Origin of the sequence: Nocardioides lacusdianchii (assembly GCF_020102855.1) — a bacterium.
In the GTDB taxonomy this organism is placed as follows: domain Bacteria; phylum Actinomycetota; class Actinomycetes; order Propionibacteriales; family Nocardioidaceae; genus Nocardioides; species Nocardioides lacusdianchii.
On record NZ_JADHZD010000004.1, the window covers coordinates 55,357 to 80,006 of the forward strand.

Annotated in this window: 22 protein-coding genes and 1 riboswitch; of the genes, 14 read left to right on the forward strand and 8 right to left on the reverse strand. The window is 72.2% G+C overall.

What is annotated here, in order from left to right:
* Positions 1–50 precede the first annotated feature (50 nt).
* A complete protein-coding gene (locus tag IRX98_RS06760) occupies positions 51–593 on the reverse strand; it encodes a YbaK/EbsC family protein (RefSeq protein WP_224275038.1) in 543 nt (180 codons plus the stop codon).
* A 66-nt stretch (positions 594–659) separates the two neighbouring features.
* On the opposite strand from IRX98_RS06760, the gene IRX98_RS06765 reads away from it, so the two are divergent.
* From IRX98_RS06765 to IRX98_RS06775, 3 genes are all read left to right on the forward strand, one after another.
* Positions 660–1,721 carry a glycerophosphodiester phosphodiesterase family protein gene (locus IRX98_RS06765; protein WP_224275039.1) on the forward strand — a complete coding sequence of 354 codons (1,062 nt, stop codon included), beginning with the start codon at positions 660–662 and terminating at the stop codon, positions 1,719–1,721.
* 64 nt (positions 1,722–1,785) lie between these two features.
* The gene (locus IRX98_RS06770; protein WP_224275041.1) at positions 1,786–2,862 is read left to right on the forward strand and encodes a glycerophosphodiester phosphodiesterase; all 1,077 of its coding nucleotides are present in this window, start codon (positions 1,786–1,788) and stop codon (positions 2,860–2,862) included.
* Between the two features lie 32 nt (positions 2,863–2,894).
* Positions 2,895–4,583 carry an aminotransferase class V-fold PLP-dependent enzyme gene (locus tag IRX98_RS06775; protein WP_224275043.1) on the forward strand — a complete coding sequence of 563 codons (1,689 nt, stop codon included), beginning with the start codon at positions 2,895–2,897 and terminating at the stop codon, positions 4,581–4,583.
* On the opposite strand, the gene IRX98_RS06780 is transcribed toward IRX98_RS06775, so the two are convergent.
* Together IRX98_RS06780 and IRX98_RS06785 are read right to left on the reverse strand one after the other, a co-directional pair.
* Positions 4,580–4,882 carry a hypothetical protein gene (locus tag IRX98_RS06780; RefSeq protein WP_224275046.1) on the reverse strand — a complete coding sequence of 101 codons (303 nt, stop codon included), beginning with the start codon at positions 4,880–4,882 and terminating at the stop codon, positions 4,580–4,582. The two genes, IRX98_RS06775 and IRX98_RS06780, sit on opposite strands and share 4 nt — an antisense overlap.
* 11 nt (positions 4,883–4,893) lie before the next feature.
* Positions 4,894–6,132, reverse strand: a complete 1,239-nt coding sequence (locus tag IRX98_RS06785; protein ID WP_224275048.1) for a PspC domain-containing protein — start codon at positions 6,130–6,132, stop codon at positions 4,894–4,896.
* A 144-nt stretch (positions 6,133–6,276) separates the two neighbouring features.
* On the opposite strand from IRX98_RS06785, the gene IRX98_RS06790 reads away from it, so the two are divergent.
* The 6 genes from IRX98_RS06790 (at position 6,277) to pcrA (ending at position 13,003) form a co-directional block, all read left to right on the forward strand.
* Positions 6,277–7,587, forward strand: coding sequence for an ATP-binding protein (locus tag IRX98_RS06790; RefSeq protein WP_224275050.1), 1,311 nt, complete (start codon positions 6,277–6,279; stop codon positions 7,585–7,587).
* Positions 7,584–8,252 carry a LuxR C-terminal-related transcriptional regulator gene (locus tag IRX98_RS06795; protein WP_224275053.1) on the forward strand — a complete coding sequence of 223 codons (669 nt, stop codon included), beginning with the start codon at positions 7,584–7,586 and terminating at the stop codon, positions 8,250–8,252. Before IRX98_RS06790 ends, IRX98_RS06795 begins: the two co-directional genes overlap by 4 nt.
* Positions 8,253–8,319: 67 nt before the next feature.
* Entirely contained in the window at positions 8,320–9,747 is a 1,428-nt protein-coding gene (locus tag IRX98_RS06800; protein ID WP_224275056.1) for an APC family permease, read from the forward strand.
* Between the two features lies 1 nt (position 9,748).
* The gene (locus tag IRX98_RS06805) at positions 9,749–10,198 is read left to right on the forward strand and encodes a universal stress protein (RefSeq protein ID WP_224275058.1); all 450 of its coding nucleotides are present in this window, start codon (positions 9,749–9,751) and stop codon (positions 10,196–10,198) included.
* A gap of 26 nt (positions 10,199–10,224) precedes the next feature.
* Positions 10,225–10,578 (forward strand): hypothetical protein, encoded by a 354-nt coding sequence (locus IRX98_RS06810; RefSeq protein WP_224275061.1) that lies wholly within the window; start codon positions 10,225–10,227, stop codon positions 10,576–10,578.
* A gap of 58 nt (positions 10,579–10,636) precedes the next feature.
* Positions 10,637–13,003 carry a DNA helicase PcrA gene (gene pcrA, locus IRX98_RS06815; protein ID WP_224275063.1) on the forward strand — a complete coding sequence of 789 codons (2,367 nt, stop codon included), beginning with the start codon at positions 10,637–10,639 and terminating at the stop codon, positions 13,001–13,003.
* Between the two features lie 372 nt (positions 13,004–13,375).
* Here the strand turns inward: pcrA and IRX98_RS23375 are convergent, their stop codons facing one another.
* Together IRX98_RS23375 and IRX98_RS06825 are read right to left on the reverse strand one after the other, a co-directional pair.
* Positions 13,376–14,071, reverse strand: coding sequence for a M23 family metallopeptidase (locus tag IRX98_RS23375; protein WP_224275065.1), 696 nt, complete (start codon positions 14,069–14,071; stop codon positions 13,376–13,378).
* Between the two features lie 278 nt (positions 14,072–14,349).
* Positions 14,350–15,672 carry a cryptochrome/photolyase family protein gene (locus tag IRX98_RS06825; RefSeq protein ID WP_224275066.1) on the reverse strand — a complete coding sequence of 441 codons (1,323 nt, stop codon included), beginning with the start codon at positions 15,670–15,672 and terminating at the stop codon, positions 14,350–14,352.
* Positions 15,673–15,800: 128 nt separating this feature from the next.
* Here IRX98_RS06825 and sucC point away from each other — a divergent pair, with 128 nt between their 5' ends.
* Both sucC and sucD read left to right on the forward strand, forming a co-directional pair.
* Complete coding sequence (sucC, locus tag IRX98_RS06830; RefSeq protein ID WP_224275067.1) at positions 15,801–16,970, forward strand: ADP-forming succinate--CoA ligase subunit beta; 1,170 nt, start codon at positions 15,801–15,803, stop codon at positions 16,968–16,970.
* A 21-nt stretch (positions 16,971–16,991) separates the two neighbouring features.
* On the forward strand, positions 16,992–17,873 hold the full coding sequence (gene sucD, locus IRX98_RS06835) for a succinate--CoA ligase subunit alpha (RefSeq protein ID WP_224275068.1): 882 nt from the start codon (positions 16,992–16,994) through the stop codon (positions 17,871–17,873).
* Here the strand turns inward: sucD and IRX98_RS06840 are convergent.
* From IRX98_RS06840 to IRX98_RS06850, 3 genes are read right to left on the reverse strand one after another with little or no spacing between them, the layout of a single operon-like run.
* Positions 17,861–18,079, reverse strand: coding sequence for a hypothetical protein (locus IRX98_RS06840; RefSeq protein ID WP_224275069.1), 219 nt, complete (start codon positions 18,077–18,079; stop codon positions 17,861–17,863). The genes sucD and IRX98_RS06840 overlap by 13 nt on opposite strands.
* Before the next feature lie 5 nt (positions 18,080–18,084).
* Positions 18,085–19,404 carry a hypothetical protein gene (locus IRX98_RS06845; protein ID WP_224275070.1) on the reverse strand — a complete coding sequence of 440 codons (1,320 nt, stop codon included), beginning with the start codon at positions 19,402–19,404 and terminating at the stop codon, positions 18,085–18,087.
* A gap of 44 nt (positions 19,405–19,448) precedes the next feature.
* Complete coding sequence (locus IRX98_RS06850) at positions 19,449–21,347, reverse strand: SigE family RNA polymerase sigma factor (RefSeq protein WP_224275072.1); 1,899 nt, start codon at positions 21,345–21,347, stop codon at positions 19,449–19,451.
* Positions 21,348–21,470: 123 nt separating this feature from the next.
* Here IRX98_RS06850 and IRX98_RS06855 point away from each other — a divergent pair, with 123 nt between their 5' ends.
* From IRX98_RS06855 to purN, 3 genes are read left to right on the forward strand one after another with little or no spacing between them, the layout of a single operon-like run.
* Positions 21,471–22,712 carry a cell division protein PerM gene (locus IRX98_RS06855; RefSeq protein ID WP_224275074.1) on the forward strand — a complete coding sequence of 414 codons (1,242 nt, stop codon included), beginning with the start codon at positions 21,471–21,473 and terminating at the stop codon, positions 22,710–22,712.
* A 2-nt stretch (positions 22,713–22,714) separates the two neighbouring features.
* Positions 22,715–23,905, forward strand: a complete 1,191-nt coding sequence (locus IRX98_RS06860; RefSeq protein WP_224275076.1) for a YibE/F family protein — start codon at positions 22,715–22,717, stop codon at positions 23,903–23,905.
* 10 nt (positions 23,906–23,915) lie between these two features.
* Positions 23,916–24,533 (forward strand): phosphoribosylglycinamide formyltransferase, encoded by a 618-nt coding sequence (purN, locus tag IRX98_RS06865; protein WP_224275078.1) that lies wholly within the window; start codon positions 23,916–23,918, stop codon positions 24,531–24,533.
* Between the two features lies 1 nt (position 24,534).
* Positions 24,535–24,612, forward strand: a riboswitch (ZMP/ZTP riboswitch).
* Positions 24,613–24,650: the final 38 nt, after the last annotated feature.

The window sequence follows — 24,650 nt, forward strand, 5'->3', positions numbered from 1 at the left end:
TGACGGTCTGCTGACCGCTGTCCGTACCCCGAGCGCGCGGGGCCATGCCCTCAGCGGCCGAGGCCCACCACGACCTCGGCCCCGGGCAGCTCGGCCAGCAGCCGGCCGGGCACCAGCAGCTTCGAGCGGCGTACGCCGCTGCCGAGCACGACGACGGGCTCGTCGAGGAGCGCGTCGTGGACCAGCACCCGCCACCCCGACGGCAGCCCGACAGGGGTGATGCCGCCGTGCTCCATCCCGGTCTCCTCCACGGCCCGGTCCATCGGCAGGAAGGACGCCTTGCGGACGTCGAGCATCTTGCGCACGAGCGTGTTGACGTCGGCGCGCGTGTCGGCGCGGACCACGCAGGCGGCGATCCGCTCGTCGCCGGCGCGGCTCCCGGCGACCACGACGCAGTTGCCGCTGGCCGTCATCGGGATGTCGTAGGCCTCGCTCATCGCCGCCGTGTCGGCCAGGTCGGGGTCGATGTCGACCACCGCGACCTCGCTCGCCCCGGCCCAGCCGGCGAGGGCCGCTGCGACGGGGGCCGCCACCAGCGCGTGGTGGTCGGCGGCCGGCAGGGAGGTCAGGGTCGGGAAGCGCGGGAGTGTCACGCGGCCATCATGCGCCATTCACGTCCGCGTCACCGTCCGGTCCCGAGCGCCCGTCACGGTGGTGCCATGACGGTGACCCGCGAGGCGCTCGAGATGGCCCCGTCGTTGGTCCTCACGCCCGCCGTGGTTGCGCACCGCGGCGCCAGCGGGCACCGTCCCGAGCACACCATCGACGCCTACCGGACCGCGATCCGGATGGGCGCCGACGACATCGAGCTGGACCTCGTCTCCACCCGTGACGGGGTGCTGGTGGCCCGTCACGACCTCGAGCTCAGTGCGACCACCGACGTCGCGGGTCGCCCCGAGCTCGCCCACCTCCGCCGCACCGCCGTCGTCGACGGGGAGGAGCAGGACGGGTGGTTCGTCCACGACCTCACGCTCCGCGAGCTCAAGACGCTCACCGCCCGTGAGCGGATGCCGCTGACCCGGCCCGCCAGTGCGGCGTACGACGGAGCCGAGGGGGTGGCGACCCTCACCGAGGTGCTGGCGATGGTCGGCGCCGAGTCAGCCCGGCGCGGACGTGCCGTCGGGGTGCTGCTCGAGCTCAAGCACGCCGCCCACCACGACGCGATCGGGCTGCCGCTCGACGTCCCCCTCCTGCGCGAGCTCGCGCGCCACGGCCTCGACCACCCGTGGGCGCGGGTGTCGCTCATGTCGTTCGAGACCACCATCCTGCGCCGGCTCGCGGGGCGGACCCGGCTGTCGCTGGTCCAGCTCCTCGGCTCCCTCGACGGGCGCCCGGCCGACCTGGAGGCGGCCGGCGACCCCCGCACCTACGCCGACCTGGTGTCGCCGGAGGGCCTGGCCTGGGTCGACGACTACGCCGACGGCATCGGGCCGCACACCTCGCTGGTGCTGCCGCGTGACCGGACCGGGGCGATCGGTGCCCCGTCCGGGCTGGTGCGCGACGCGCACCGCCGTGGCCTCACGGTGCACGTGTGGACCGTGCGCGGGGAGAACCGCTACCTCCCGACCAACCTGCGCCGCGGCACCGCCCCCGACGCCTTGGGGGACATGGCCGGTGAGGTCCGCGCCCTCCTCGCGGCCGGTGTCGACGGCGTCATCACCGACCACCCCGAGGCGGCCCTCGCTGTGCTGCGCGAGGGCGTCGTGGCCGTCGGTCGCTGATCTGTCACGGCACGTTCACCGGGCCGTGCTCCGCACGCCGCCCCGGCAGGGAAGCCTCGGTGCCATGACCTCTCGGAAGGCCCCCGCGGCCACCCTCGCCCTGGCGCTCGCCGCCACCCTCACCTCCCTCTCGGCACCCGCCACCGCCGCACCCGCTGCTCCGACCGGGGCGCGCGAGGCGTCGCTGGTGGAGCCGATCCTGATCGGGCACCGCGGCGCCTCGGGCTACCGCCCCGAGCACACGCTCGCCGCCTACCGCCTCGCCATCGCCCAGGGCGCCGACTACATCGAGCCCGACCTCGTCAGCACGAAGGACGGCGTCCTCGTCGCCCGCCACGAGAACGAGATCAGCGGCACCACCGACGTCGCCGACCACCCCGAGTTCGCCGACCGCCGCACCACCAAGGTCATCGACGGCCGACCGGTGACCGGCTGGTTCACCGAGGACTTCACCTACCGCGAGCTGCGCACCCTCCGTGCGAAGGAGCGGCTGCCGCAGGTGCGCCCCGACAACACGGCGTACGACGGCCAGGAGCGGATCCCGACCCTCGACCAGGTCATCAAGCTGGCTCGCCGCGCCGGCGTGGGCATCTACCCCGAGACCAAGCACCCGACCTACTTCGACTCCATCGGCCTCTCGCTGGAGGAGCCGCTCGTCGCGGCACTGGAGAAGCGGAAGTGGGCCGACGCCGACGACCCGGTGATCATCCAGTCCTTCGAGGTGTCGAACCTCCGCGAGCTCGACACGATGGTCGACGTCCCGCTCGCCCAGCTCGTCGACGCCGCGGGCGGGCCTGCCGACCTCCCGGGCACGACGTACGCCTCGATGCTCACCCCCGCCGGCCTGCGCACGATCGCGACGTACGCCGACGGGGTCGGCGCCAACAAGTTCGTCGTGCTCCCGCGTGGTGCCACGACCCCGACGGCCGTCGTCGCCGACGCCCACGCCGCCGGGCTGATCGTGCACGTGTGGACGCTCCGGCTGGAGAACCAGTTCATGGACACCCGGTTCACGACCGGCACCGACCCGAATGCTCCCGGCGACCTGGCCGCCGAGGCGCGGGCCTTCCTCGACGCCGGTGTCGACGGCATCTTCAGCGACCACCCCGACGTGGTGGCCGAGGTCCTCGACGCGCGCTGACCGCGGGGGCGGGTCGGGCGTAGGCTCGGGTCGTGACGCACGAATCCGCCGCCTCGTCCGCCCTCCTCGAGCGCATCCGCGCCGCGGTCATCGGCGACGACCAGGTGATGCAGGGTCCCTACGGACCGCGCCGCGTGACCTACGCCGACTACACCGCGTCCGGTCGCAGCCTCACCTTCATCGAGGACTTCATCCGCGCCGAGGTGCTGCCGGCCTACGCCAACACCCACACCGAGGCGAGCGGCACCGGCCTCCAGACCACGCGGCTCCGCGAGGACGCGCGACGGATCATCCGCGACGCCGTGGGCGGTGACGACGAGACGGTCGTGGTGTTCTGCGGCTCCGGCAGCACCGCCGCGATCGACAAGCTGATCGGCATCCTGGGACTGCGGGTCCCGGCAGCGCTCGACGACCGCTACGACCTCACCGCCGCCATCCCGCCCGCGGAGCGCCCGGTGGTGTTCATCGGCCCCTTCGAGCATCACTCCAACGAGGTCCCGTGGCGCGAGACCATCGCCGACGTCGTGACGATCCACGAGGACGCCGACGGCCGGGTCTCGCTCGACCACCTCCGCGAGGAGCTCGAGGCCCACGCCGACCGGCCGCTCAAGATCGGGTCCTTCTCCGCGGCCTCCAACGTCACCGGCATCGTCACGGACACGGAGGGTGTGGCGGACCTGCTCCACGAGCACGGCGCGCTGAGCTTCTGGGACTTCGCCGCGTGCGCGCCCTACGTCGACATCGAGATGTACGGCCCCGGCCGCTCGGTCAAGGACGCGATCTTCATCAGCCCGCACAAGTTCATCGGCGGTCCGGGCACGCCGGGCGTGCTGGTCGTGCGCCGCGAGCTGATGACCAACCGGGTGCCGGTCGTGCCCGGTGGCGGCACGGTGATGTACGTCAACCCGACCGAGCACCGCTACCTCGACGACCCCGCCCACCGCGAGGAGGGCGGCACGCCCGCGATCGTCGAGTCGATCCGCGCCGGGCTCGTCTTCCAGCTCAAGCAGGCGGTCGGGGTCGAGACGATCCAGGCCCACGAGGAGGAGCTGCTGGGCCGCGCGGTCGAGGCGTGGGTCGCCGAGCCGACCATCCAGATCCTCGGCAACCTCGACTCGCAGCGGCTCTCGATCGTCTCCTTCGTCATCAAGGCGCCCGACGGGTCCTACCTCCACCACAACTTCGTGGTCGCGCTGCTCAACGACCTCTTCGGCATCCAGACGCGCGGTGGCTGCTCGTGCGCCGGTCCCTACGGCCACCGGCTGCTCGACATCGACCTCGACACCAGCCACCAGTTCGAGGCGCAGATCGCCGGCGGGTGCGAGGGCATCAAGCCCGGCTGGGTGCGGGTCAACTTCAACTACTTCGTCGACGAGGAGGTCTTCTCCTACGTCGTGGAGGCGGTGCGGCTCGTGGCCCGCGAGGGCTGGCGGCTGCTCGGCGACTACCGCTTCGACCCGATCACCGGGCTGTGGCACCACCGCACCGGACCGGTGGAGCCGCCGCTGCGCCTCGCCGACGTGTCGTACGCCGCCGACGGTGCGATGACCTGGCCCTCGCACACGATGACGGCCCCCGCCTCGGTGCTCGGGGAGCACCTCGACGAGGGCCGCGCGATCATGGCCGCCGCGTCCCCGCCCGACTGGTCGGACGCCGCGCACCTCGGTGCGGACTTCGACGACCTCCGGTGGTTCGCCCTGCCGGCCTGCTCGCTGGGCTAGGCGCGACCCTCGCCCGCACGGCGGGAGCCCCACACCGTCGCCGCGAGGCCGGCGGCGCCGGCCGCGATCCACGGCATCGGCATCAGCCACCGCAGCTCTTCCTCCGCGACGACGTCGCCCTGGACGAGGGCCCACACCAGCACCATCCCGGCGAAGGCGACGCCCATCACGAGGTGGCCGACGTTGACCGGGTGGAAGCCGCTGGGCCGCTCCGGTGCGTCGAGGGGGCCGACCATCGGCTCGTCGTAGCCGTAGATGCCGGTGTCGTGGCTGCCGGGCTCGTTCATGCCTGTGCTCATCTCGGTGCTCCTCAGGCTGCTTCGCGGACGATGACCTCGCCGGCGAACAGGTCGATGGTGATGGACATGTCGGGGACCTCGTCGCCGCCGTCACGGAAGCCGTCGAGGTTGACGTCGAGGCCGTCGCGACGCTCGTCGAAGACCCGGCTGTCGCCGGCGAAGAGGTCGGTCCGCACGGTGACGTCCATGCCGTCGGGGACCACCACCTCCACGCGGCCGCCGACGCCGTCGACGGTCACCGCACGCCCGTCGAGCGCGTCCACGTCGGAGACGTCGGACAGGTCGAGGGTGAGCTCGCCGCCGCCGAGGTCGTAGGAGTCGCGCACCTCGGCAGCGCTGGTCGGCGCGTAGGTGAGCCGGTCGTCGGGGAAGCTGCTCGTGGCGGTGGTGGCCGCCGTGGCCAGTGCGGCCACCAGGCCGAGGGCGATCAGGCCACCCGCGCGGCCCCAGAAGGCGCCGACCACGAGCATGGCCGCGGTGATGCCGAGGGCGAGGGCCGGGTAGGCGCTCTCCGCCACGGCGACCCCGACGAGGTCGACCACGCCGAGCACACCCTCGGCGAGCGCGATGAGCGCGACGGTGAAGAAGAAGAGGATCGGGCCGCGGCGGCGCGGGTTGCGGTACTGCCGCGGCGCCCGGGCGTACGCCTCCGGCGGCTGCCACGCGGTCTGCTGCCACCCGGTCTGGTCCCACCCGGTCTGGTCCCACCCGGTGGGGTCGAGCCCGGTCGTGTGGTCCGGCTGCTGCGCGGTGCCGGGCGCGGCAGGACCGGCGTACCCGTAGCCGGAGGGAGCGCGGTCCTTGCGGTTGAGGAACCAGATGGCGATCGCGGCGACGATCGCCAGCGGCCACGGGAACCAGAAGGCCCCGGCCCAGTCGCCGACGGCGCTCAGCAGCGCGAGGATGCCGACACCTGCGAGGGCGAGCGAGCGGCTGCGCACGTCGAGGCCGAGCGGCTGGTCGTCGGTGCCCTCCTCGGGCACCAGGAGCCAGGCGCCGACGTAGGCGATGAGACCGGCGCCGCCGAAGAAGACCCCGACGACCAGCGCGACGCGGATGATGATGACGTCGACGTCGAGGTGGCGGGCCAGGCCGCCGGCGACGCCGGCGACGTGCCGGTCGGTGATGCTGCGCCGCAGCCGGCCGAGGTCCTTCATCTCCTCGCGGCTCACGCGGGGGCCGGCAGGAGCCGACGACGGAGGCGGCGGCTGCTCGTCCGTGCCGGTGGGGGTGGTGCTCGGGGTGTCCATGGCTCCACTCTGCTCGCCTGCGACGCCCGCCACCATCGGGGACAGCCCTGATTCGCAGGCGTGCTGCGGGGGAGGCGACTCAGGGTCGGCTCGGGGTCTGTCCTCATGGTGGCGCGCGCGGCGTCCTGCGACGATGGAGCCACGATGACGCAGACCTCCCCGCCCCGCAGCAGCCGCTCGCGCCGCGCCTTCCGCGACCTGTCGTCGCCGATCGCCGGTGGCGTCGCCGGTGGTCTCGCGGTGCACCTCGCGGTCCCGGTGCTGTGGGTGCGCGGTTTCTTCGTCGCCACGGCGCTCCTCGGGGGCTTCGGCCTGATGCTCTACGCCGGGCTGTGGATGTTCCTGCCCGCCGACCAGCGCTTCGAGGTGGGCGCGCCCGGCCTCGAGAGCGCGTCGCGCACCGGCAAGCGCCCCGGGCGCCGCTCACGGCTGCGCGACGCGGGTCCGGCGATCGCCCTCGGGGCGCTGTTCTTCGGCGTCGTGCTCGGCTTCGAGGGCATCTTCGGCCAGGGTGCGCTCTTCTGGCCGGTCGTCCTCGGCGTCTCCGGCATCGCCCTGCTCTGGCGCCAGGCCGACGAGGCGCAGCGCGAGCGCTGGACCGACACGACGGGACGCATCGACCCGTTCCGCGCCGTCTTCGGCAACGGCGGCTGGGCGGCGTACGGCCGCATCGCCGCGGGTTTGGGCCTGATCCTCTCCGCCCTCATCGTCTTCGCGGTCGCGGCCGGCCAGGCCCGCTTCGCCGTGCCCGTGGTGGTCGCCGGGCTGCTGGGGCTGCTCGGCCTGGCGATCGTGGTCGGGCCGTGGGCGCTCCGCCTGGTCGACGACCTCAGCGCCGAGCGCGCCGAGCGGGTGCGCACCCAGGAGCGCGCCGACATGGCAGCCCACCTGCACGACTCCGTGCTCCAGACCCTGGCCCTGATCCAGAAGAACTCCCACGACGCCACCACCGTCGCCCGGCTCGCCCGCTCCCAGGAGCGCGACCTGCGCCAGTGGCTCTTCGAGGCCGAGACCACCGACGCCACCACGCTGGCCGGCGCGCTGAAGGAGATGGCCGCCGACGTCGAGTCCCAGCACCCCGTGGTCGTCGACGTCGTCACCGTCGGCGACTGCCCCGTCGACGAGGCGTTGCGCCCGCTGGTGCACGCCGCGCGGGAGGCGGTGGTCAACGTCGCCAAGCACGCCGGCACCGAGCGGGCCGACGTCTACGCCGAGACGTCCGAGTCGGCCGTGGACGTCTTCGTCCGCGACCGCGGCGCCGGCTTCGACCTCGCCTCCGTGGCGACCGACCGCCACGGCGTACGCAGCAGCATCGTGGACCGGATGGCGCGCCACGGCGGTCGGGCGGACGTACGCTCGGCGCCGGGCGAGGGCACCGAGGTCCGGCTGCACATGCCCCGCACCGCCCCCCGCGCGGGCCACCACGGCCCGGCAGCAGACGAGGAGAACCGATGAGCCAGCCCACTCCCGACGCCGCCCCCGTGCGGGTCGTCCTGGTCGACGACCACGCGATGTTCCGGGGCGGTGTCCGTGCGGAGCTGGCCGCCAGCGGGGCCGGGGTCGTGGAGGTCGTTGGGGAGGCCGCCGACGCGGACGCCGCCGTCGCGGTCGTGCGCGAGCTCCGCCCCCAGGTCGTGCTGCTCGACGTGCACCTGCCCGGCGGGGGAGGCGTGGAGGTGATGCGCCGTCAGCCGTCGCCCGACACGCTCTACCTCGCGTTGTCGGTCTCCGACGCCGCCGAGGACGTCATCGGCACCATCCGCGGCGGCGCCCGCGGCTACGTCACCAAGACGATCACCGGCCCCGAGCTGGTCGACGCGATCGTGCGGGTCGCGGGCGGCGACGCCGTCTTCTCGCCCCGCCTGGCCGGCTTCGTGCTCGACGCCTTCGCCGGGTCCATCGACGTCGCGGCCGTCGACGAGGACCTCGACCGGCTGACCGAGCGCGAGCGCGAGGTGATGCGCCTGATCGCCCGTGGCTACGCCTACAAGGAGGTCGCCAAGGAGCTGTTCATCTCGGTGAAGACGGTGGAGACCCACATGTCGTCGGTGCTGCGCAAGCTCCAGCTCTCGAGCCGTCACGAGCTGACGAAGTGGGCCTCGGACCGGCGTCTGCTGTAGGCGTGGGGCGCCTCCGTCCGGGTGGGCAACGTTTGACAACCGGCTGACGAAGCGGTGGGGTCGGAGAATGTCTGACACCAGCACCGCAGACCCGGATCTCGACGACGAGGGCGGGCTCAAGCGGTCGATCACCGGCAAGCAGCTGTTCTTCTACACCCTGGGCGACGTGCTCGGCTCCGGCATCTACGTCCTCGTCGGACTCGTCGCGGCTGCGGTCGGCGGGGCCTTCTGGATCGCCTTCGCACTCGGTGTGACCGTGGCGGCCATCACGGGTTCGGCGTACGCCGAGCTGGTGACCAAGTACCCCCAGGCGGCGGGTGCCTCGCTCTACGTCAACAAGGCGTTCGGCAACAGGGCGCTCACGTTCCTGACGACCGTGTCGTTCCTGGCGGCGAGCATGGCGGCGACCGGGTCGCTCGCCACCGGCTTCTCGTCCTACTTCTCGGAGCTGTGGGACGCGCCGCCGCCGCTGCTGGTGTCGCTGGTCTTCCTCGCAGTCCTCGTCGTCATCAACTTCATCGGCATCACCGAGTCGGTGGTCATCAACATGCTGATGACCTTCGTCGAGGTGTCCGGCCTGATCATCGTGATGGTCACGGGCATCTGGTTCATCGCCCAGGGCGACGCCGACTTCGGTGTCCTGGTGGACATCGACACGTCCGGCACCTACACCAACCCGGCGCTCGCCGTCCTCGCCGGCATCGCGTTCTCGTTCTTCGCGATGACCGGCTTCGAGAACACCGCCAACGTCGCCGAGGAGACGATCGAGCCGCACAAGAACTTCCCGCGGTCGCTGGTGACCGGCATGATCGTGGCCGGGGTCGTCTACGTCCTGGTCTCCATGGCCGCGGCCCTCACCGTGCCCACCGACACCCTCGCGGACTCGCCCGCCGCCCTGCTCGAGGTGGTGAAGACGGGCATCCTGCCCATCTCGACCGACTTCATGACCAAGCTGTTCACGATCATCGCGCTGATCGCGATCACGAACACTACCCTGGTCACCGTGGTCACCCAGCCGCGCATCCTCTACGGGATGGCCAAGGAGGACGTCGTCCCGGGCGTGTTCGCCAAGATCCACCCGACCCAACGGAGCCCCTGGATCGCGCTCTTCTTCTCCGGCGCCGTGGTCGCCGCGCTGCTCGTCATCGGCAACCTGGTCCCCGAGGTCGAGGGAACGCCCCTGGTCGAGCGGCTCGCGCTGGTGACGGTGGTCCTCCTGCTCGCGATCTACGCCCTGGTGATCGTCTGCTGCCTGAAGCTGCGCGGGCAGGACGAGGACGAGCGCACCTACCGCGCGAACACGCCGCTGCTGTACCTCGGGATCGTCGGCAACCTCGCCATCCTCGGCTTCTCCATTTACGACGACCCGACCTCGCTGCTCTGGTGCGCCGCGCTGCTGGGCGTCGGCGGGGTGCTCTTCCTCGCTGAGTACTTCTTCGGAAGCAAGGGCACCGGCTCCCGAGCGCCGGACCTTGACGACGTGAAGGGAATCTGACATGCATGTCATCGTCGCCACGGACGGCTCCAGGCAGTCCCTGGCAGCCGCCAAGCACCTGAAGTCGTTCGCCGACCCGACCAAGGTCACGGACATCTCGGTCGTCGCGGTCATCCGACCGCTCGCCTCGGTCGCCTTCGCCGACGACACCTCCGAGGGCAAGTGGCCCTCGGACGGGTCGTTCCGCGACGCCGCCCAGAGCGCGGTCGACACGATCGCCGCGGTCTACGACGGCTGGGGCCCCAAGGTCCACAAGCGGATCCGCAGCGGCTCGGCGGCCAACGAGATCATCAAGGCGGCCAAGCAGTACGACGCCGGGCTGGTCGTCGTCGCTGCCGGCGGTCGCGGCCTGAGCGACGCCGTCCTCGTCGGCAGCACCGCGCAGCGGGTGCAGCACTACGCGCCCTGCCCGGTGCTCGTCGTACGCCCCGCGCCCCGGAAGAAGAAGTAGCCACCACCAGCCGTAGGATCCCCGCCATGGAGACCCTGCGGCTGGTGCTGCTCTTCGTCCACATCCTCGGCTTCGCCGCGCTGCTCGGCGGCCTGCTGGTGCAGCTGCGCTCGGAGCCGAAGGCCGTCAACTCCCTCATGCGCGACGGCATCGGGACCGCGTTCCTCGCCGGGCTGCTGCTGGTCGGCGTCCTGGAGAGCCTCGGCTCGCCCGACCACGCCAAGATCGGCGTGAAGTTCGCCGTCGGGCTGGTGATCCTGGTCCTGGTGATGGTCAACATGCGCAAGCCGAGCATCCCGCAGGGCCTCTACTTCGGGCTCCTCGCGCTCACGATCGCCAACATCGCGGTCGCGGTGTTCTGGTCGCCCACCCACGCCTGATCCACAGGAGCGGGCGGGGCCGCCTCCTGTCCCACCTCCCGCATAGGCTTGGCCGGTCATGAGTCCTACCGATGCCGCCCTCGTCGACCACCCCCTCCTCGAGGGCCTCAACGACCCTCAGCGCGCGGCGGTGACCCACGCGGGCGCGCCGCTGCTCGTGGTCGCCGGTGCGGGCTCGGGGAAGACCCGCGTGCTGACCCGCCGCATCGCCTGGCTGATCAACGAGCGCAAGGCCCACCCGGGCTCGATCCTGGCCATCACCTTCACCAACAAGGCGGCGGCCGAGATGAAGGAGCGCGTGCAGGAGCTGGTCGGCAACCGCGCCCGCATCATGTGGGTCTCGACCTTCCACTCCTCGTGCGTGCGGATCCTGCGCAAGGAGATCGACCGCGTCGGCTTCAAGTCGAGCTTCTCCATCTACGACGCCGCCGACTCCAAGCGCCTGATGACCCTGGTGCTGCGCGACCTCGAGCTCGACCCCAAGCGCTACCAGCCGAATGCGGTGCTCAACTGGGTCTCGGACCAGAAGAACGAGCTGCGCGACCCCGAGGACGTCACCAAGGAGGCGCGCAACAGCTTCGAGGAGGCCTACGCCAAGGCCTACACCCACTACCAGCGCCGCCTGCGCGACGCCAACGCCCTCGACTTCGACGACCTGATCATGACCACGGTCCACCTGCTGCAGGCGTTCCCCGACGTGCGCGAGAACTACCGCCGCCGCTTCCGCCACGTGCTGGTCGACGAGTACCAGGACACCAACCACGCCCAGTACAGCCTCATCCAGCAGCTGTGCGGGCAGTCCTTCGAGGAGGCGGACGCCGCAGGGGAGCGGGTCGAGCCGAGCGAGCTCATGGTCGTGGGTGACGCCGACCAGTCCATCTACGCCTTCCGCGGCGCCGACATCCGCAACATCCTCGACTTCGAGCAGGACTTCCCCAACGCCACGACCATCCTGCTGGAGCAGAACTACCGCTCCACCCAGACGATCCTGTCCGCGGCCAACGCGGTGATCGGCAACAACCGCAGCCGCAAGCCCAAGCGGCTGTGGACCGACGCCGGGGAGGGCGCCCGCATCGTCGGCTACGTCTCCGACGACGAGCACGACGAGGCGCGCTTCGTCAGCCAGGAGATCGACACCCTCGTCGACGACGCCGGGGTCCGCCCCGCCGACGTGGCCGTCTTCTACCGCACCAACGCCCAGTCCCGCGTCTTCGAGGAGGTGTTCATCCGCACCGGCCAGCCCTACAAGGTCGTCGGCGGGGTCCGCTTCTACGAGCGCAAGGAGGTCCGCGACGCGCTGGCCTACCTCCGGTTGCTGGTCAACACCGCCGACGAGATCTCCCTGCGGCGGGTGCTCAACACCCCCAAGCGCGGCATCGGCGACCGGGCGGAGGCCTGCATCGCCGCGCTCGCCGAGCGCGACCGCACGACCTTCTGGGAGGCGCTGACCCGCGCCGCCGAGGCGCCGGGCCTGGCCACCCGCAGCCTCAAGAACATCGAGGCCTTCGTCGCGATCATCCAGGAGCTCCAGTCGATGGTCGAGGCCGACGAGCGCCCCGACGTGATCCTGGAGTCGGTGCTCGAGCGCTCGGGCTACCTCGCCGAGCTCGAGGCCAGCGACGACCCGCAGGACGACACCCGTGTGGAGAACCTCGCCGAGCTGGTCGCCGTCGCCCGCGAGTTCGCCGAGGACCCCCAGCCCGGTCCCAGCGCGGACCCCGCCGAGGTCGAGGCCGGCACGGTCGCGGTGGGGCTCGGCGACTTCCTCGAGCGCGTGGCGCTGGTCGCCGACGCCGACCAGATCCCCGACTCACCCGACGGTGACGACTCGGGTGTCGTCACGCTGATGACGCTCCACACCGCCAAGGGCCTGGAGTTCCCGGTCGTGTTCCTCACCGGGCTGGAGGACGGCGTCTTCCCCCACCAGCGCTCCCTGGGCGACCAGCCCGAGCTGGAGGAGGAGCGCCGCCTGGCCTACGTCGGGCTCACCCGCGCCCAGCAGCGCCTCTACGTCTCCCGGGCGCTCGTGCGCTCCGCGTGGGGCGCGCCCAGCCACAACCCGGCCAGCCGGTTCCTCGACGAGCTGCCCGTCGACCTCGTCGACTGGCGGCGTACGGCTGCCGAGCAGACCCGCTGGGGCCGTGCCGACCACGCCGGCGGCTCCGCCCGCCTCGGTGCACCCACCGAGGCCGGACGCCGCAACTTCTCCTCCGCCGCGCTGCGGGCCGACGCTGCCGCCAAGGCCAAGCCGGCACGCGAGATCCCCAGCCTGTCGCCGGGGGACCGCGTCCTGCACGACTCGTTCGGCATGGGCACCGTCGTCGCCGTCGACGGGGTGGCGGAGAAGTCGGTCGCCTCGATCGACTTCGGCTCCGACGGCGTCAAGCGCCTGCTGCTGCGCTACGCGCCGGTCGAGAAGCTGTAGCGCCCACCTGTCGGTGGTCGAGCAGGCCACAGCCCGGCCCTCGGTGGTCGAGTAGCCCGCGAGGGACGAGTGGGCGTATCGAGACCCGGCCACCCCTCGGTGGTCGAGTAGGCCGCGAGGGACGAGTGGGCGTATCGAGACCCGGCCACTCCTCGGTGGTCGAGTAGGCCGCGAGGGACGAGTGGGCGTATCGAGACCCAGCTGCGTGGTCGCCACGCTCTCTGCGGCTTCGTCCCTCAGCCGCGGGTCGCGTGGCTCAGGTGGGCGGTCACGTGGGTCGAGAGATCTCGATACGCGCCGTAGCGCCTTCGCGAGCTCAGGCGCTGGCGCTACTCGATCTTCCGTGACGACGACGCGGCTCCGCCGCGTCGGTCACGGAACAATCCCGTGCTCGACGAACGCCTGGAACGGGTCGACCGGACCGCCGCCGCCGGGACGCACCTCGAGGTGGAGGTGGGAGCCGGTGACGTTGCCGGTCGCGCCGACGGTGCCGATGGTCTCGCCGCCGTTCACGCGGTCGCCGACCGAGACGTAGATCGAGGTCTGGTGGCAGTACCAGATCTCGGTGCCGTCATCGAGGGTGACGACGGTCTTGTTGCCGTAGGCGCCGTCGTAGCCGGTCTGGGTGACGGTGCCGTTGGCCACCGACAGGATCGGGTCCCCGCTGTTCCCATTGAAGTCGAGACCGGTGTGATAGCTCGCCCAGAGGCCGTACTCGCCGTAGGTGGCGGTGAGCTGGTATGTGGCCAACGGAAGAACCCACTTGTTCTCCTCGATCTTCGCCGCCTGCGCCTCGGCCGCCTTGCGCATCTCGTCGAGCTTGGCGGCGCGCTCAACCATCTGCTTCTCGGCGAGGGCGATCAGCTCGGGATCGCTCTCCTCGCTCGCTTGGCGGGTGCCGTCACGGCTGACGACCACGCCGCGGCGCGACATCGACTGGCCGGCGACGGAGCCGATGGAGCCGCTCGCGTCGAGCTGGGAACCAGTGCTGGCGAGGGCCGACGTCCCCGCGGTGGACGCGGTGACAGCGCCGCCTGCGGAGATCGCGAGCACCGCGACTCCGGCCACGAGGGGCAGGGACGGGAGCCGGAGGGGGGACCGCCGCGGCGGCGTTGCGGCACGGCGCTTGCCGTGCACAGGTGCGGCTGGTGCCGAGGTGCGTCGCTGGGGAGCGCGCTCCGCTCGGTGGTTGCCCATAGGGGTATTTACCAATCTGCCGGGTCAGGGGGGTCGGGTCGGCAAGACCGCGCACGACTGTAACGGATAGATCACGGGATCGGGCAATGCCCGGGAAAAAGGTGGACGAATCGCGCATACGGTCGCTATGCGGACACTTTCACGCTCATTCAGCCCCGTGCGGCCTGGTAGCGCTCGAGCGCCTCCTTGCGCTCGTCGGCGTGGTCGACGATGCGCCGGGGGTAGTCGTGCTCGTAGCCGACGTCGGACTTCCAGGGTTCGTGGGCGGCCTTGCCGGGCAGGTGGGCCAGCTCGGGCACCCAGCGGCGCACGTAGTCGCCCTGCGGGTCGAACTTGAGGCCCTGCGTGATCGGGTTGAAGACCCGGAAGTAGGGGGAGGCGTCGGTCCCGGTGCCGGCCACCCACTGCCAGCCGTGGTTGTTGGACGCGACGTCGCCGTCGATGAGCAGGTCGAGGAAGTGCCGCGCCCCGACCGGCCACCACACGTGCAGGTCCTTGGTGAGGAAGGACGCGGTGATCATCCGCACGCGGTTGTGCATCCATCCCGAGTGGAGCAGCTGGCGCATCCCGGCGTCGACGATGGGGTAGCCGGTCGTGCCGGTGCGCCAGGCCTCGATCGCGTCCTCGGGGTCGTCGTAGCGCATCCCCTCCAGCGCCGGCTTGAGGTCGTGCCACGCCGAGGCGGGCTCGTGCCACAGGACGTCGGCGTAGAACTCTCGCCAGGCGATCTCGGTGGCCCAGGTGGAGCCGGTGTCGATGTCGGCGAGGAGCGAGCGCGGGTGGAGCACGCCGAGGTGGAGGTACGCCGAGAGCCGCGAGGTGCCGTCGTGGTCGGGGCGGTCGCGCTCGGTGGGGTAGTCGTCCAGCCCGCTGTCGCGGAACTCCCGCCAGCGGCGCCACGCTGCGTCCTCGCCGGCCCCTGGCAGGTCGAACGGCGCGTCGGCGACCGCCTTCTCCATCATGTCGAGCGCGCGCTGGTGGGAGTCGGCGGGTGCGAGGTCGGGGGAGCGGGGCGTGTGCGCCGGCTCCGGCCACCCGTGCTCGCGCCAGGCCCGCGCGAAGGCGGAGAACACCTGGTAGGCGCCGCCGCTGCCGTTGCGGACCAGCCCCGGCCCCACGGCGTACGGCGAGCCGGTGGGGACCAGGTCGACCTGCGAGCCGATCGCGTCGTCGCGGCGGCGTCCGTAGGGCGTGGTCTCGGCGGAGACGTGCACCCGGCGCCCGTCGGCCACCCGCGGCACCACATCGCGCGGATCGCCGTGGTGGACCGTCAGCGGGATGCGCTCGGCGAGGGCGAGGACGTTGGCCGACAGCCAGGCCCGGCGGGCGGCTCCGGCGCCCTTCCACAGCGCGGGGTCGAGCACGAACAGCGCCGTGACCGTGCCCTCCTCGAGGGCGGCGAGCAGGGCCGGGTTGTCCCGGATCCTGAGGTCGCGCCTGAACCACATCACCGACGACTTCTCCGAGGACATGGCCTCAACGTAGCCGGGGGGTGACCACCACCACGCTCACCCGACCTCGTGCGACCCCCGCGAGGAGGTCTAGGGTGCCGAGAGGGAAACCCCGCCACTGTTCGCAGACGAAAAGGACTGGTCACCTCGTGGACCTGATGGAATTTCAGGCGAAGGAGCTCTTCGCCAAGCACGGAGTCGCAACCACGCTGGGTGTGGTCGCCGAGACCCCCGAGGCTGCTCGCGCGGCCGCGGAGGAGATGGGCGGAGTCACCGTCGTCAAGGCGCAGGTCAAGGCCGGCGGCCGCGGCAAGGCGGGTGGCGTGAAGCTCGCCAAGACCGCCGACGAGGCCGAGTCCTACGCCCGCGACATCCTGGGCATGGAGATCAAGGGCCTCACCGTCAACCGGGTCCTGGTGACCCCGGCGACGCCCCCGGTGGAGGAGTACTACTTCTCCTTCCTGCTCGACCGCTCCAACCGCTCGCACCTGTGCATCGCCTCGGTCGAGGGTGGCGTGGAGATCGAGGAGGTCGCCAAGACCAACCCCGACGCCGTCAAGAAGATCCGCGTGGACGCGCTCGAGGGCGTGACCCCCGAGAAGGCCGCCGCGATCGTCGACGAGGCCAAGTTCCCCGCCGAGCTGCGTGACCAGGCCATCGAGATGGTCCAGGCGCTGTGGAAGGTCTACGTCGAGGAGGACGCCACCCTCGTCGAGGTCAACCCGCTGGCCCGCCTCGAGGGCGACAAGCTCGAGGCCCTCGACGGCAAGGTGTCGCTGGACGACAACGCCTCCGAGGTCCGCCACCCCGACCACGCGCAGTTCGAGATCCGCGAGGAGGCCGACGCGCTCGAGTCGAAGGCCAAGGACAAGGGCCTCAACTACGTCAAGCTCGACGGCCAGGTCGGCATCATCGGCAACGGCGCGGGCCTCGTGATGAGCACCCTCGACGTCGTCGCCTACGCCGGTGAGGCGCACGGCGGCGTGAAGCCCGCCAACTTCCTCGACATCGGCGGCGGCGCCAACGCCCAGGTGATGGCCGACGGCCTCGACGTGATCCTCAACGACGAGCAGGTCAGGAGCGTCTTCGTCAACGTCTTCGGTGGCATCACCGCCTGCGACGAGGTCGCCAACGGCATCAAGGGCGCGCTGGAGATCCTCGGTGACGAGGCGTCCAAGCCCCTCGTCGTACGCCTCGACGGCAACAACGTCGAGGAGGGTCGCCGCATCCTCGACGAGCTCAACCACCCGCTGGTCACCCAGGTCGACACGATGGACGGCGCGGCCGACAAGGCCGCCGAGCTCGCCCACCAGGCCTGAGAGAGAACTGGACACAATCACATGAGCATCTACCTCAACAAGGACTCCAAGATCATCGTCCAGGGCATGACGGGCGGCATGGGGGCCAAGCACACCACCCTCATGGTCGAGTCGGGCGCGAACATCGTCGGCGGCGTCAACGCCCGCAAGGCCGGCACGACCGTCGAGCTCGGCGGCAAGGAGCTGCCGGTCTTCGGCACCGTCGAGGAGGCCATGAAGGAGACCGGCGCCGACGTGTCCGTCGCCTTCGTGCCGCCCGCCTTCACCAAGGACGCCTGCATCGAGGCCATCGACGCCGAGATCCCGCTCCTCGTGGTCATCACCGAGGGCGTCCCCGTCCTCGACACCGCCGAGGTCGTGCAGTACCTCGAGGGCAAGTCCACCCGGATGATCGGCCCGAACTGCCCCGGCATCATCACGCCGGAGGAGTCGCTCGCCGGCATCACGCCCCACACGATCGCGGGCAAGGGCCCGGTCGGCCTGGTCTCGAAGTCGGGCACGCTGACCTACCAGATGATGTTCGAGCTGAAGGACTTCGGCTTCACGACCGCCATCGGCATCGGCGGTGACCCGATCGTGGGCACCACCCACATCGACGCGCTCGAGGCCTTCGAGAACGACCCCGACACCAAGGCGATCGTGATGATCGGCGAGATCGGTGGAGACGCCGAGGAGCGTGCCGCGGCCTACATCAAGGACCACGTCACCAAGCCGGTCGTCGGCTACGTCGCCGGCTTCACCGCTCCGGAGGGCAAGACCATGGGCCACGCCGGCGCCATCGTGTCCGGCTCCTCGGGCACCGCGCAGGCCAAGAAGGAGGCCCTCGAGGCCGCCGGGGTCAAGGTCGGCAAGACGCCGTCCGAGACTGCCGCGCTGATGCGCGAGATCCTTCAGAACCTCTGATCGAGGCTCGCGCCAGATCCCTCCAGACGGCTCCGCAGGTCCACCTGCGGGGCCGTCTGGCTTTCGTGGCGGGCCGGTCGCCGCGCCTCCCAGAGCACGCGCCACACGACGTGGGCGCCGAGCAGGCGTACGGGCGCCACGGCACGGCGGGGCGAGGAGGGCAGCGTCGGGCAGGCCGAGCTGGCCAGCGTGGAGGGAATGGACATGGTTGTTAGCACCCCGTTCTCGTGAACACACACATCGCCGGAAGGATCTCTTCCGTGGTCCCCGTGACCCCGTCGGCCTGCTCGTCCAGCGATGCGAGCGAGCCCTCACCGTACGTGGCGACGAGCAGGCGGGCCGAACCGACCCGGGTGACCTGGAAGACCGAGCTCCCGAGGCCGTCGGAGTAGGTCAGGCCCACCGTCACGGTGTCGTGGCCGGTGTCGCGCTCGAGCACCGTCCACACCAGGTTTCCCGATCCGCGGCACTCCTCGGTGGCCTGCTGCAGCACGTCCATGGCGGAGCCGGCGTGGTCGGAGTCGGCGTGGACGAACAGCTCGCGCCACTCGTAGTCCTCGGGAGCGAGCGCGGAGGCCACCAGGCGGCGGATGCCTCCGGGTGTCTCGCGCTGCGGCCAGACCACCTGTCCGCACATCTCGACCTCGCCCAGGCCGTCGCCGTCGGGTGACGGCGCCGAGACCCGGGTGTCGCTGTCGGCCGGCGGCATGCCGACGTCCAGCGGGAAGTCCGCGGGGATGTCAGGGGGCTCGGGAAGCTCGGCCGAGGCGGAGGGCTCGGGTGCGGCGGAGGGCTCGGGTGCGGCGGAGGGCTCGGGTGCGGCGGAGGGCTCGGCGCCGTCCTCGAAGATCGCCAGCGCGTCGACGGTGGCGCGCAGCGGTTCCACGGTGGAAGCGACGCCCTCGTCGAGGCCGTCGGACGGCCACTGGCCGTAGGTCGAGGTGACCAGGAGCGCGGCACCGACCGGTACGACGTGGAGGACGGTCGCGCCGTCGCCGGGAGTCCCGTCGAAGGTGTAGGTCTGCACGAGCGTCGTCGCAGGAGCGCCTCCGAAGGGCGACTCCCGCACCTCGGTCAGGGTCTCCATGGCGTCGTCGTCACCGCCGTCGGCCGGGTCGCACTCCGCCGGCAGGTCGGTGAAGGTCTGCGCCACCTCCTGCGCCTCATCGGGGGTCCCCAGGAGCACCAGCTCACGCGTGTCGGCCGACTCGCCGCCACTGTTGTCCGCGACCATCCGGTCGCGCAGGCCGAGTCCCCGCAGCGGCGAGGTCCCGCACAGCGACAGGTCGCGCAGGCCGGTGCCGCTGCGCGAGGTCGCGACGGTGTCGGAGGGTCCGCCCATCCCGGCGGCCAGCGCGAAGTCGTCGGGGATCGCGGTGCCGGTCGCCACCGAGGCGTCAGCCGCGCTCACGTCGGCGGCGCTGTCGGCACCGCCGGCCATCGAGGCGTCGACCGGGCCCCGGTCGCCGCAGCCGGCAAGCGCGAGGAGGCAGGCGGCGGCGCCGGTGACCAGCGGTGCGCGGAGCCTCATGCATGTTGAGACACCCGGGAGCGGGAAAAGGTTGCGTCAGCCCCTCAACCGGCGTCGTCGAGCGGGCCGAGGCGCTCCATCACCCGGTCGGCGAGGGCGACGAAGTCGGGGCGCGACATCGTCATGTTGCGGTCCGGGGCGAAGCCGAGCTGGGAGACCGCCGAGCCGTCGCGCACGATCGCCATCAGGAACGGGAACGACTGGCGGTCGCTGAGCTCGATCGTCAGGGCCCAGACGCTCAGGTCGGCGGCCTGGGAGGACGAGGACTTGAGCTGGGTGACGGTGGTGCCCAGGTTGGCGCGACCGCAGTCGCGGATCCGGCTCCGGACCTGCTCGACGAAGGAGCGCGCGCGCGCCTGCTCCATCTTCCCGACCGTCTGGGTCAGGCCGAGCTGGGCGGCGTTCGGGGTCGCGGGGAACACGAAGGTCCGGGTCAGGGCACGGCTGATCCCCTTGCCGGTGAAGGTGGTGCGGTCGCAGCGGGTGGAGGCGTAGTTCTTGCGGGCCTTCTCCGCGTCTGTGCCCACCCAGGGACCGCGCACGGCCGCGACCGGCGGGAGGTCGACGGCGGACAGCAACCCGGGCGGCGTACCGACGTCGAGCGGTCCCGTGGCACGGGCCCGGGCGCGGCCGGCGCAGGTGCCGGCCCCCTCCGACCCGCACACGGCGTTGACGGCGGCGGCGAGCCCGGTGAGGACGGCCTTGTCCGAGGCGGCGCGGCCCTGGCTGCGGACGACGTGGGTGAGCACGAGGCTGCCCGTGCGGGCGGCGCCGACGGTGATCGTGGCCGGCTGCTTGCCCCACGAGCGGAGCCGGAAGGTGCGGGCCTCGTCGCCCACCCGCTTGACCGTGCGCGTCGACAGCAGCTGCGTGCGCGGGTCCGCGCACCCGGCGAACCACGACGACGCGGTGTCGAAGCCGCGCGCCGCCTGCCGCGGCCCGCGGGACATCTCGACCATCTGGACAGCCGTCGACTCGACGTTGCTGACCTTGCGCTTCTTCGTGCGGCGATCCTCACCCTGGCCGACGGTGCGGCGGACCACGCGGGTCGCGGATCCCTCCCACGTGCGCGCCATTGCCGTGACCCCGTCGGGGTCGGAGAAGCGCTCGCGCTGGCACGGGGCCAGGAGGCCGTCGCCGGACAGGTTGTCGGTGGTCGCGGTCTCCTCCCAGTCCAGGCCGGCGCCGAAGCGCGACATCTGGGCGGCCGACAGCAGGGCGGACTCCCCGATGATCTCCTCGCCGGCGGAGTCGTCGACGGGGGCGTGGACCGTGACGCCAGCGGTGGCCTTCTCCTCGTCGAGGCTGGTCGGCTCGGCGCCGGAGCCGGTCGCGACGAGGGACCCCGACACGACGAGCGCGGCGGTGGCCAGCCCGGCCCCGATGACGGTGTGGGTGCGCCGTCGCGCCGAGCCCGAGCGGCGTACGGCGGTCGCGCGGGGCCAGCGGATCTCCTCCAGCGGCGCGGCGAGGTCGTGCAGCAGGCGCGACACCTCCGTGGTCGGCACGTCACGGTGCAGCGCGAACTGCGCGGTCGCCGTCTGCAGCTCGCGCTCGGCGTCGCCGCGCGGCAGGCCGACCTCGCGGGAGAGGTCGGCGAGGGAGAGGGCGGAGAGGCCGTTGAGCACGAGCAGCTCGCGCTGGCGCGCGGTCAGCTTCGACAGGGCGTCCAGGGTGCTGCGGGCCTCGGCGTCGAGCGACTTGTCCCGGTGCCAGATGCGCGCGGTGTGGCGCCGGCGTGCCCGGCGCAGGGCGATCGGGCGGACGTAGGCGTCGCGGTCGTCGAGGAGCGCGACCTTGCGCCAGTGGTGCCAGGCCACGACGAAGGCGTCGCGGACGGCCGCACGTGCCGCGGGCGCGTCACCGGTGAGCGCATAGGCCTCGTGCAGGAGTCGGGTGCGGGTCTCGACGTAGTAGGCGTCGAACGTCTCGGGGCTCCTCATGACCTTTCCACGGTACGGGAGCCGACCACGGCGCGCACATCCTCCTGCTGATCCCGTGGGGGATCGCCGGGGGCGGCGTGGGAGCACGATCAGCACCACGGCCCGGGTGATGATGGGACGGTCATGACGTCGCTCCTCACCCGACCCGACAGTGCGCGGGTCACCCCTGCCCGACCGCGCCCGCTGGTGCTGGTCGCGACACTCGGGGGAGTGCTGGCGGCCCTGGGGCCGCTGGTCGTGCTCCTCGCGGTGGGTGTGATCGGCTGGTTCATCACCGACGCCGGCGTGCACGGCGCCCCGCGCGACGGGATGCGCGTCGGTGCCCTCGCCTGGCTGGCCGGGCACGGGTCCGGCGTGACGGTCATGGGTTCCCGGGTGACGCTCGTGCCGCTGGGCATCACCGCGATCGCTGCCTGGTCGATGTGGCGCCTGGGCCACCGGGTCGGTGACGCGGTGTCCGGCCACGGCCCCGACGCCGACCGGATCTCCGACGGCGAGCGCGACTTCACCGTCCCCACCGCGGTGGCCACCTTCTTCGCCGGCTACGCCGTGGTGGCGGTCGTGGTCGCCACGCTCGCCGCCGGCACCACGGTCGACCCGTCCGTGCCCCGGGTGCTGGCCTGGAGCCTGGCGATGACGGCACTCGTGGCGGCGCCCGCCATCGCGGTCGGCTCCGGGCGTGCCTCGATCTGGGCGGCCTTCCTCCCCGCGACGGTCCGCGCCGGGGCGGCTGTCGCCGGCGCCGTCCTCACCTCCTTGCTCGTCGTCTCGACGCTGGTGTTTCTCGTCGCGCTCGGCCTGTCCTTCAGCGACGCGGCCACCACGACCGCCCAGCTGCACCCGAGCCCCTCGGAGATTGGCCTCTACTCCCTGCTCAACGCCGCGCTGCTGCCCAACGCCGCGCTCTTCTCCGGCTCGTTCCTGCTCGGCCCCGGCTTCGTCGTCGGCGGCGCCACGCTGGTCTCGCCCGCCGCCGTGGTGCTCGGGCCGCTCCCGGCGCTGCCGCTGCTCGCCGCGCTGCCGGCTGTGGGCACGCCGCCCGCCTGGGTCGGTGCGATGATGGTCGTGCCGCCGCTGGTGGCTGCCGCCGCGGCCCTGCGCACCCTGCGCGGCCGCCCGCTCACCTGGGACCGCATCGCGCTCGCCGGGTGCGGCGGCGGGCTCGTCGCCGGTGTCGGCTTCGCCGTGCTGGCCGCCCTCTCCGGGGGAGCCGCCGGCCCCGGCCGGATGCGCTTCGTCGGTCCGCTGGTGCCTGACGTCCTCGTGCACGCCGTCACCGCCTGCGGTGTCGGTGCCCTGCTCGGTGCGGCCGTGGTGTCGCTCCAGGCGTGGCGCGCCGCCCGCACCCGGGTGGACGAGGACTGAGCGTGGGGGCTGGCCACAGCCACGGCGACCGTCCCGGGCTGGGACCCGCGCCGCGGCAGCTGAGGGTGCTGATGGCGCTGCTCGTGGGACCGCTCGTCCTCGCGACCGTCATCGGCGTGGCGGTGCTCTGGCCCGACGGCGACCTCGAGATCAGCGGACCGGGGGTCGACGTGCAGCGGGGCACCGCGCAGGTCCAGGAGATCGGCGAGTGTCGCCAAGACGTGGTCGGCTGCCAGCTGGCCCAGGTCGAGCTGCTCAGCGGACCGGGTGCGCCCGGCGAGGCGGAGGCGCTGCTGCCCTACGGCGAGCGTGCGCCCGTCGTGGAGCCCGGCGACCGGATCATCGTGTCCTACACCGCCGAGGCACCCGAGGGCGAGCAGTACGCCTTCCAGGACTTCGACCGCGGCCCGCCGCTGCTCGTGCTGACGCTCCTGTTCGCCGTCGGCGTGCTCGCGCTGTCGCGCTGGCGCGGCATCGGGGCGCTGGCCAGCCTGGCCTACTCCCTGGTCCTCATCGCGGTCTTCACGCTGCCGGCGATCATGGAGGGCTCCTCCCCGCTCGCCGTCGCCGTGGTCACCGCGGCGGCGATCATGCTCGTCACCCTCTACCTCTCCCACGGCTTCGACGTGCGCTCGACCGTCGCGATGCTCGGCACGCTGATCTCGCTGCTGGTGATCGGGACGATCGGGTGGGTCTTCACCGGCGTCGGCCACTTCACCGGGCTCGTCGACGAGGGAAGCCAGTACATCTCCGGCATCGCCGCGCAGGTCGACCTCCGCGGCCTGCTGCTGGCCGGCCTCGTCATCGGCGCGCTCGGCGTGCTCGACGACGTCACCGTGACCCAGACGTGGGCGGTGTGGGAGCTGGCCGACGTGGACCCCGACGCCAGCACGCGGACCCTCTTCGTGCGCGCCATGCGCATCGGGCGCTCCCACGCCGCCTCCACCGTCAACACCCTCGTGCTGGCCTACGTCGGCGCGACCCTGCCGCTGATGCTGGTCTTCTCCGCCCTCGACCTGCCCTTCGGCATCGCGGTCAGCCAGGAGATCGTCGCGCAGGAGGTCGTGCGCGGCCTCGTCGGCGGGCTCGGCATCCTCGCGGCCGTGCCGGTCACCACCTTGATCGCGGCCCTGGTCGCGGGACGGCTGGTCCGGGAGCGGACGGCGGACGCCGGTCCCTCCCACCGCGCCTAGACTCCTCCGCGTGAACAGTCCCGCCCGCGTCGTCGTCCTGGTGTCCGGTGCCGGCACCAACCTGCAGGCCCTGCTCGACGCCTGCGCCGAGTCGTCGTACGGCGCACGCGTGGTCGCCGTCGGGGCCGACCGGGACGACATCGAGGGCCTGGCGCGGGCCGACCGTGCGGGGGTGCCGACCTTCGTGGCGAAGGTCGACGACTACACCTCGCGCGAGCACTGGGACCGGGCGCTCGGCGACAAGGTGGGGGCCTTCGAGCCCGACCTCGTGGTGTCGGCCGGCTTCATGAAGCTGCTGTCCGCGGACTTCCTCGAGCGCTTCCTCACCCTCAACACCCACCCTGCGCTGTGCCCGGCCTTCCCGGGCATGCACGGCCCGCGCGACGCCCTCGAGCACGGCGTGAAGGTCACCGGCGCGACCCTGTTCGTCGTCGACGCCGGGATCGACACCGGCCCGATCGTGGCGCAGGTGCCCGTGACCGTCGAGGAGGACGACGACGTCGCCTCGCTCCACGAGCGGATCAAGACCGCCGAGCGCGCGATGCTCGTCGACGCGGTCGGCCGCATCGCCCGCGACGGCCTCTCGGTGGAGGGCCGCCGGGTTCGCATCGGCGCCGGTCCTCGGTAGTCTGCTGCCACACGACTGGCGCAGGTGGGTCACCACCAGGGAGTGACGCGCGAGGACATCGAACGCCTGGGTGCCTCGACTCAATCACCATCCGAGGAGTCCCGTGTCCGACCAGCC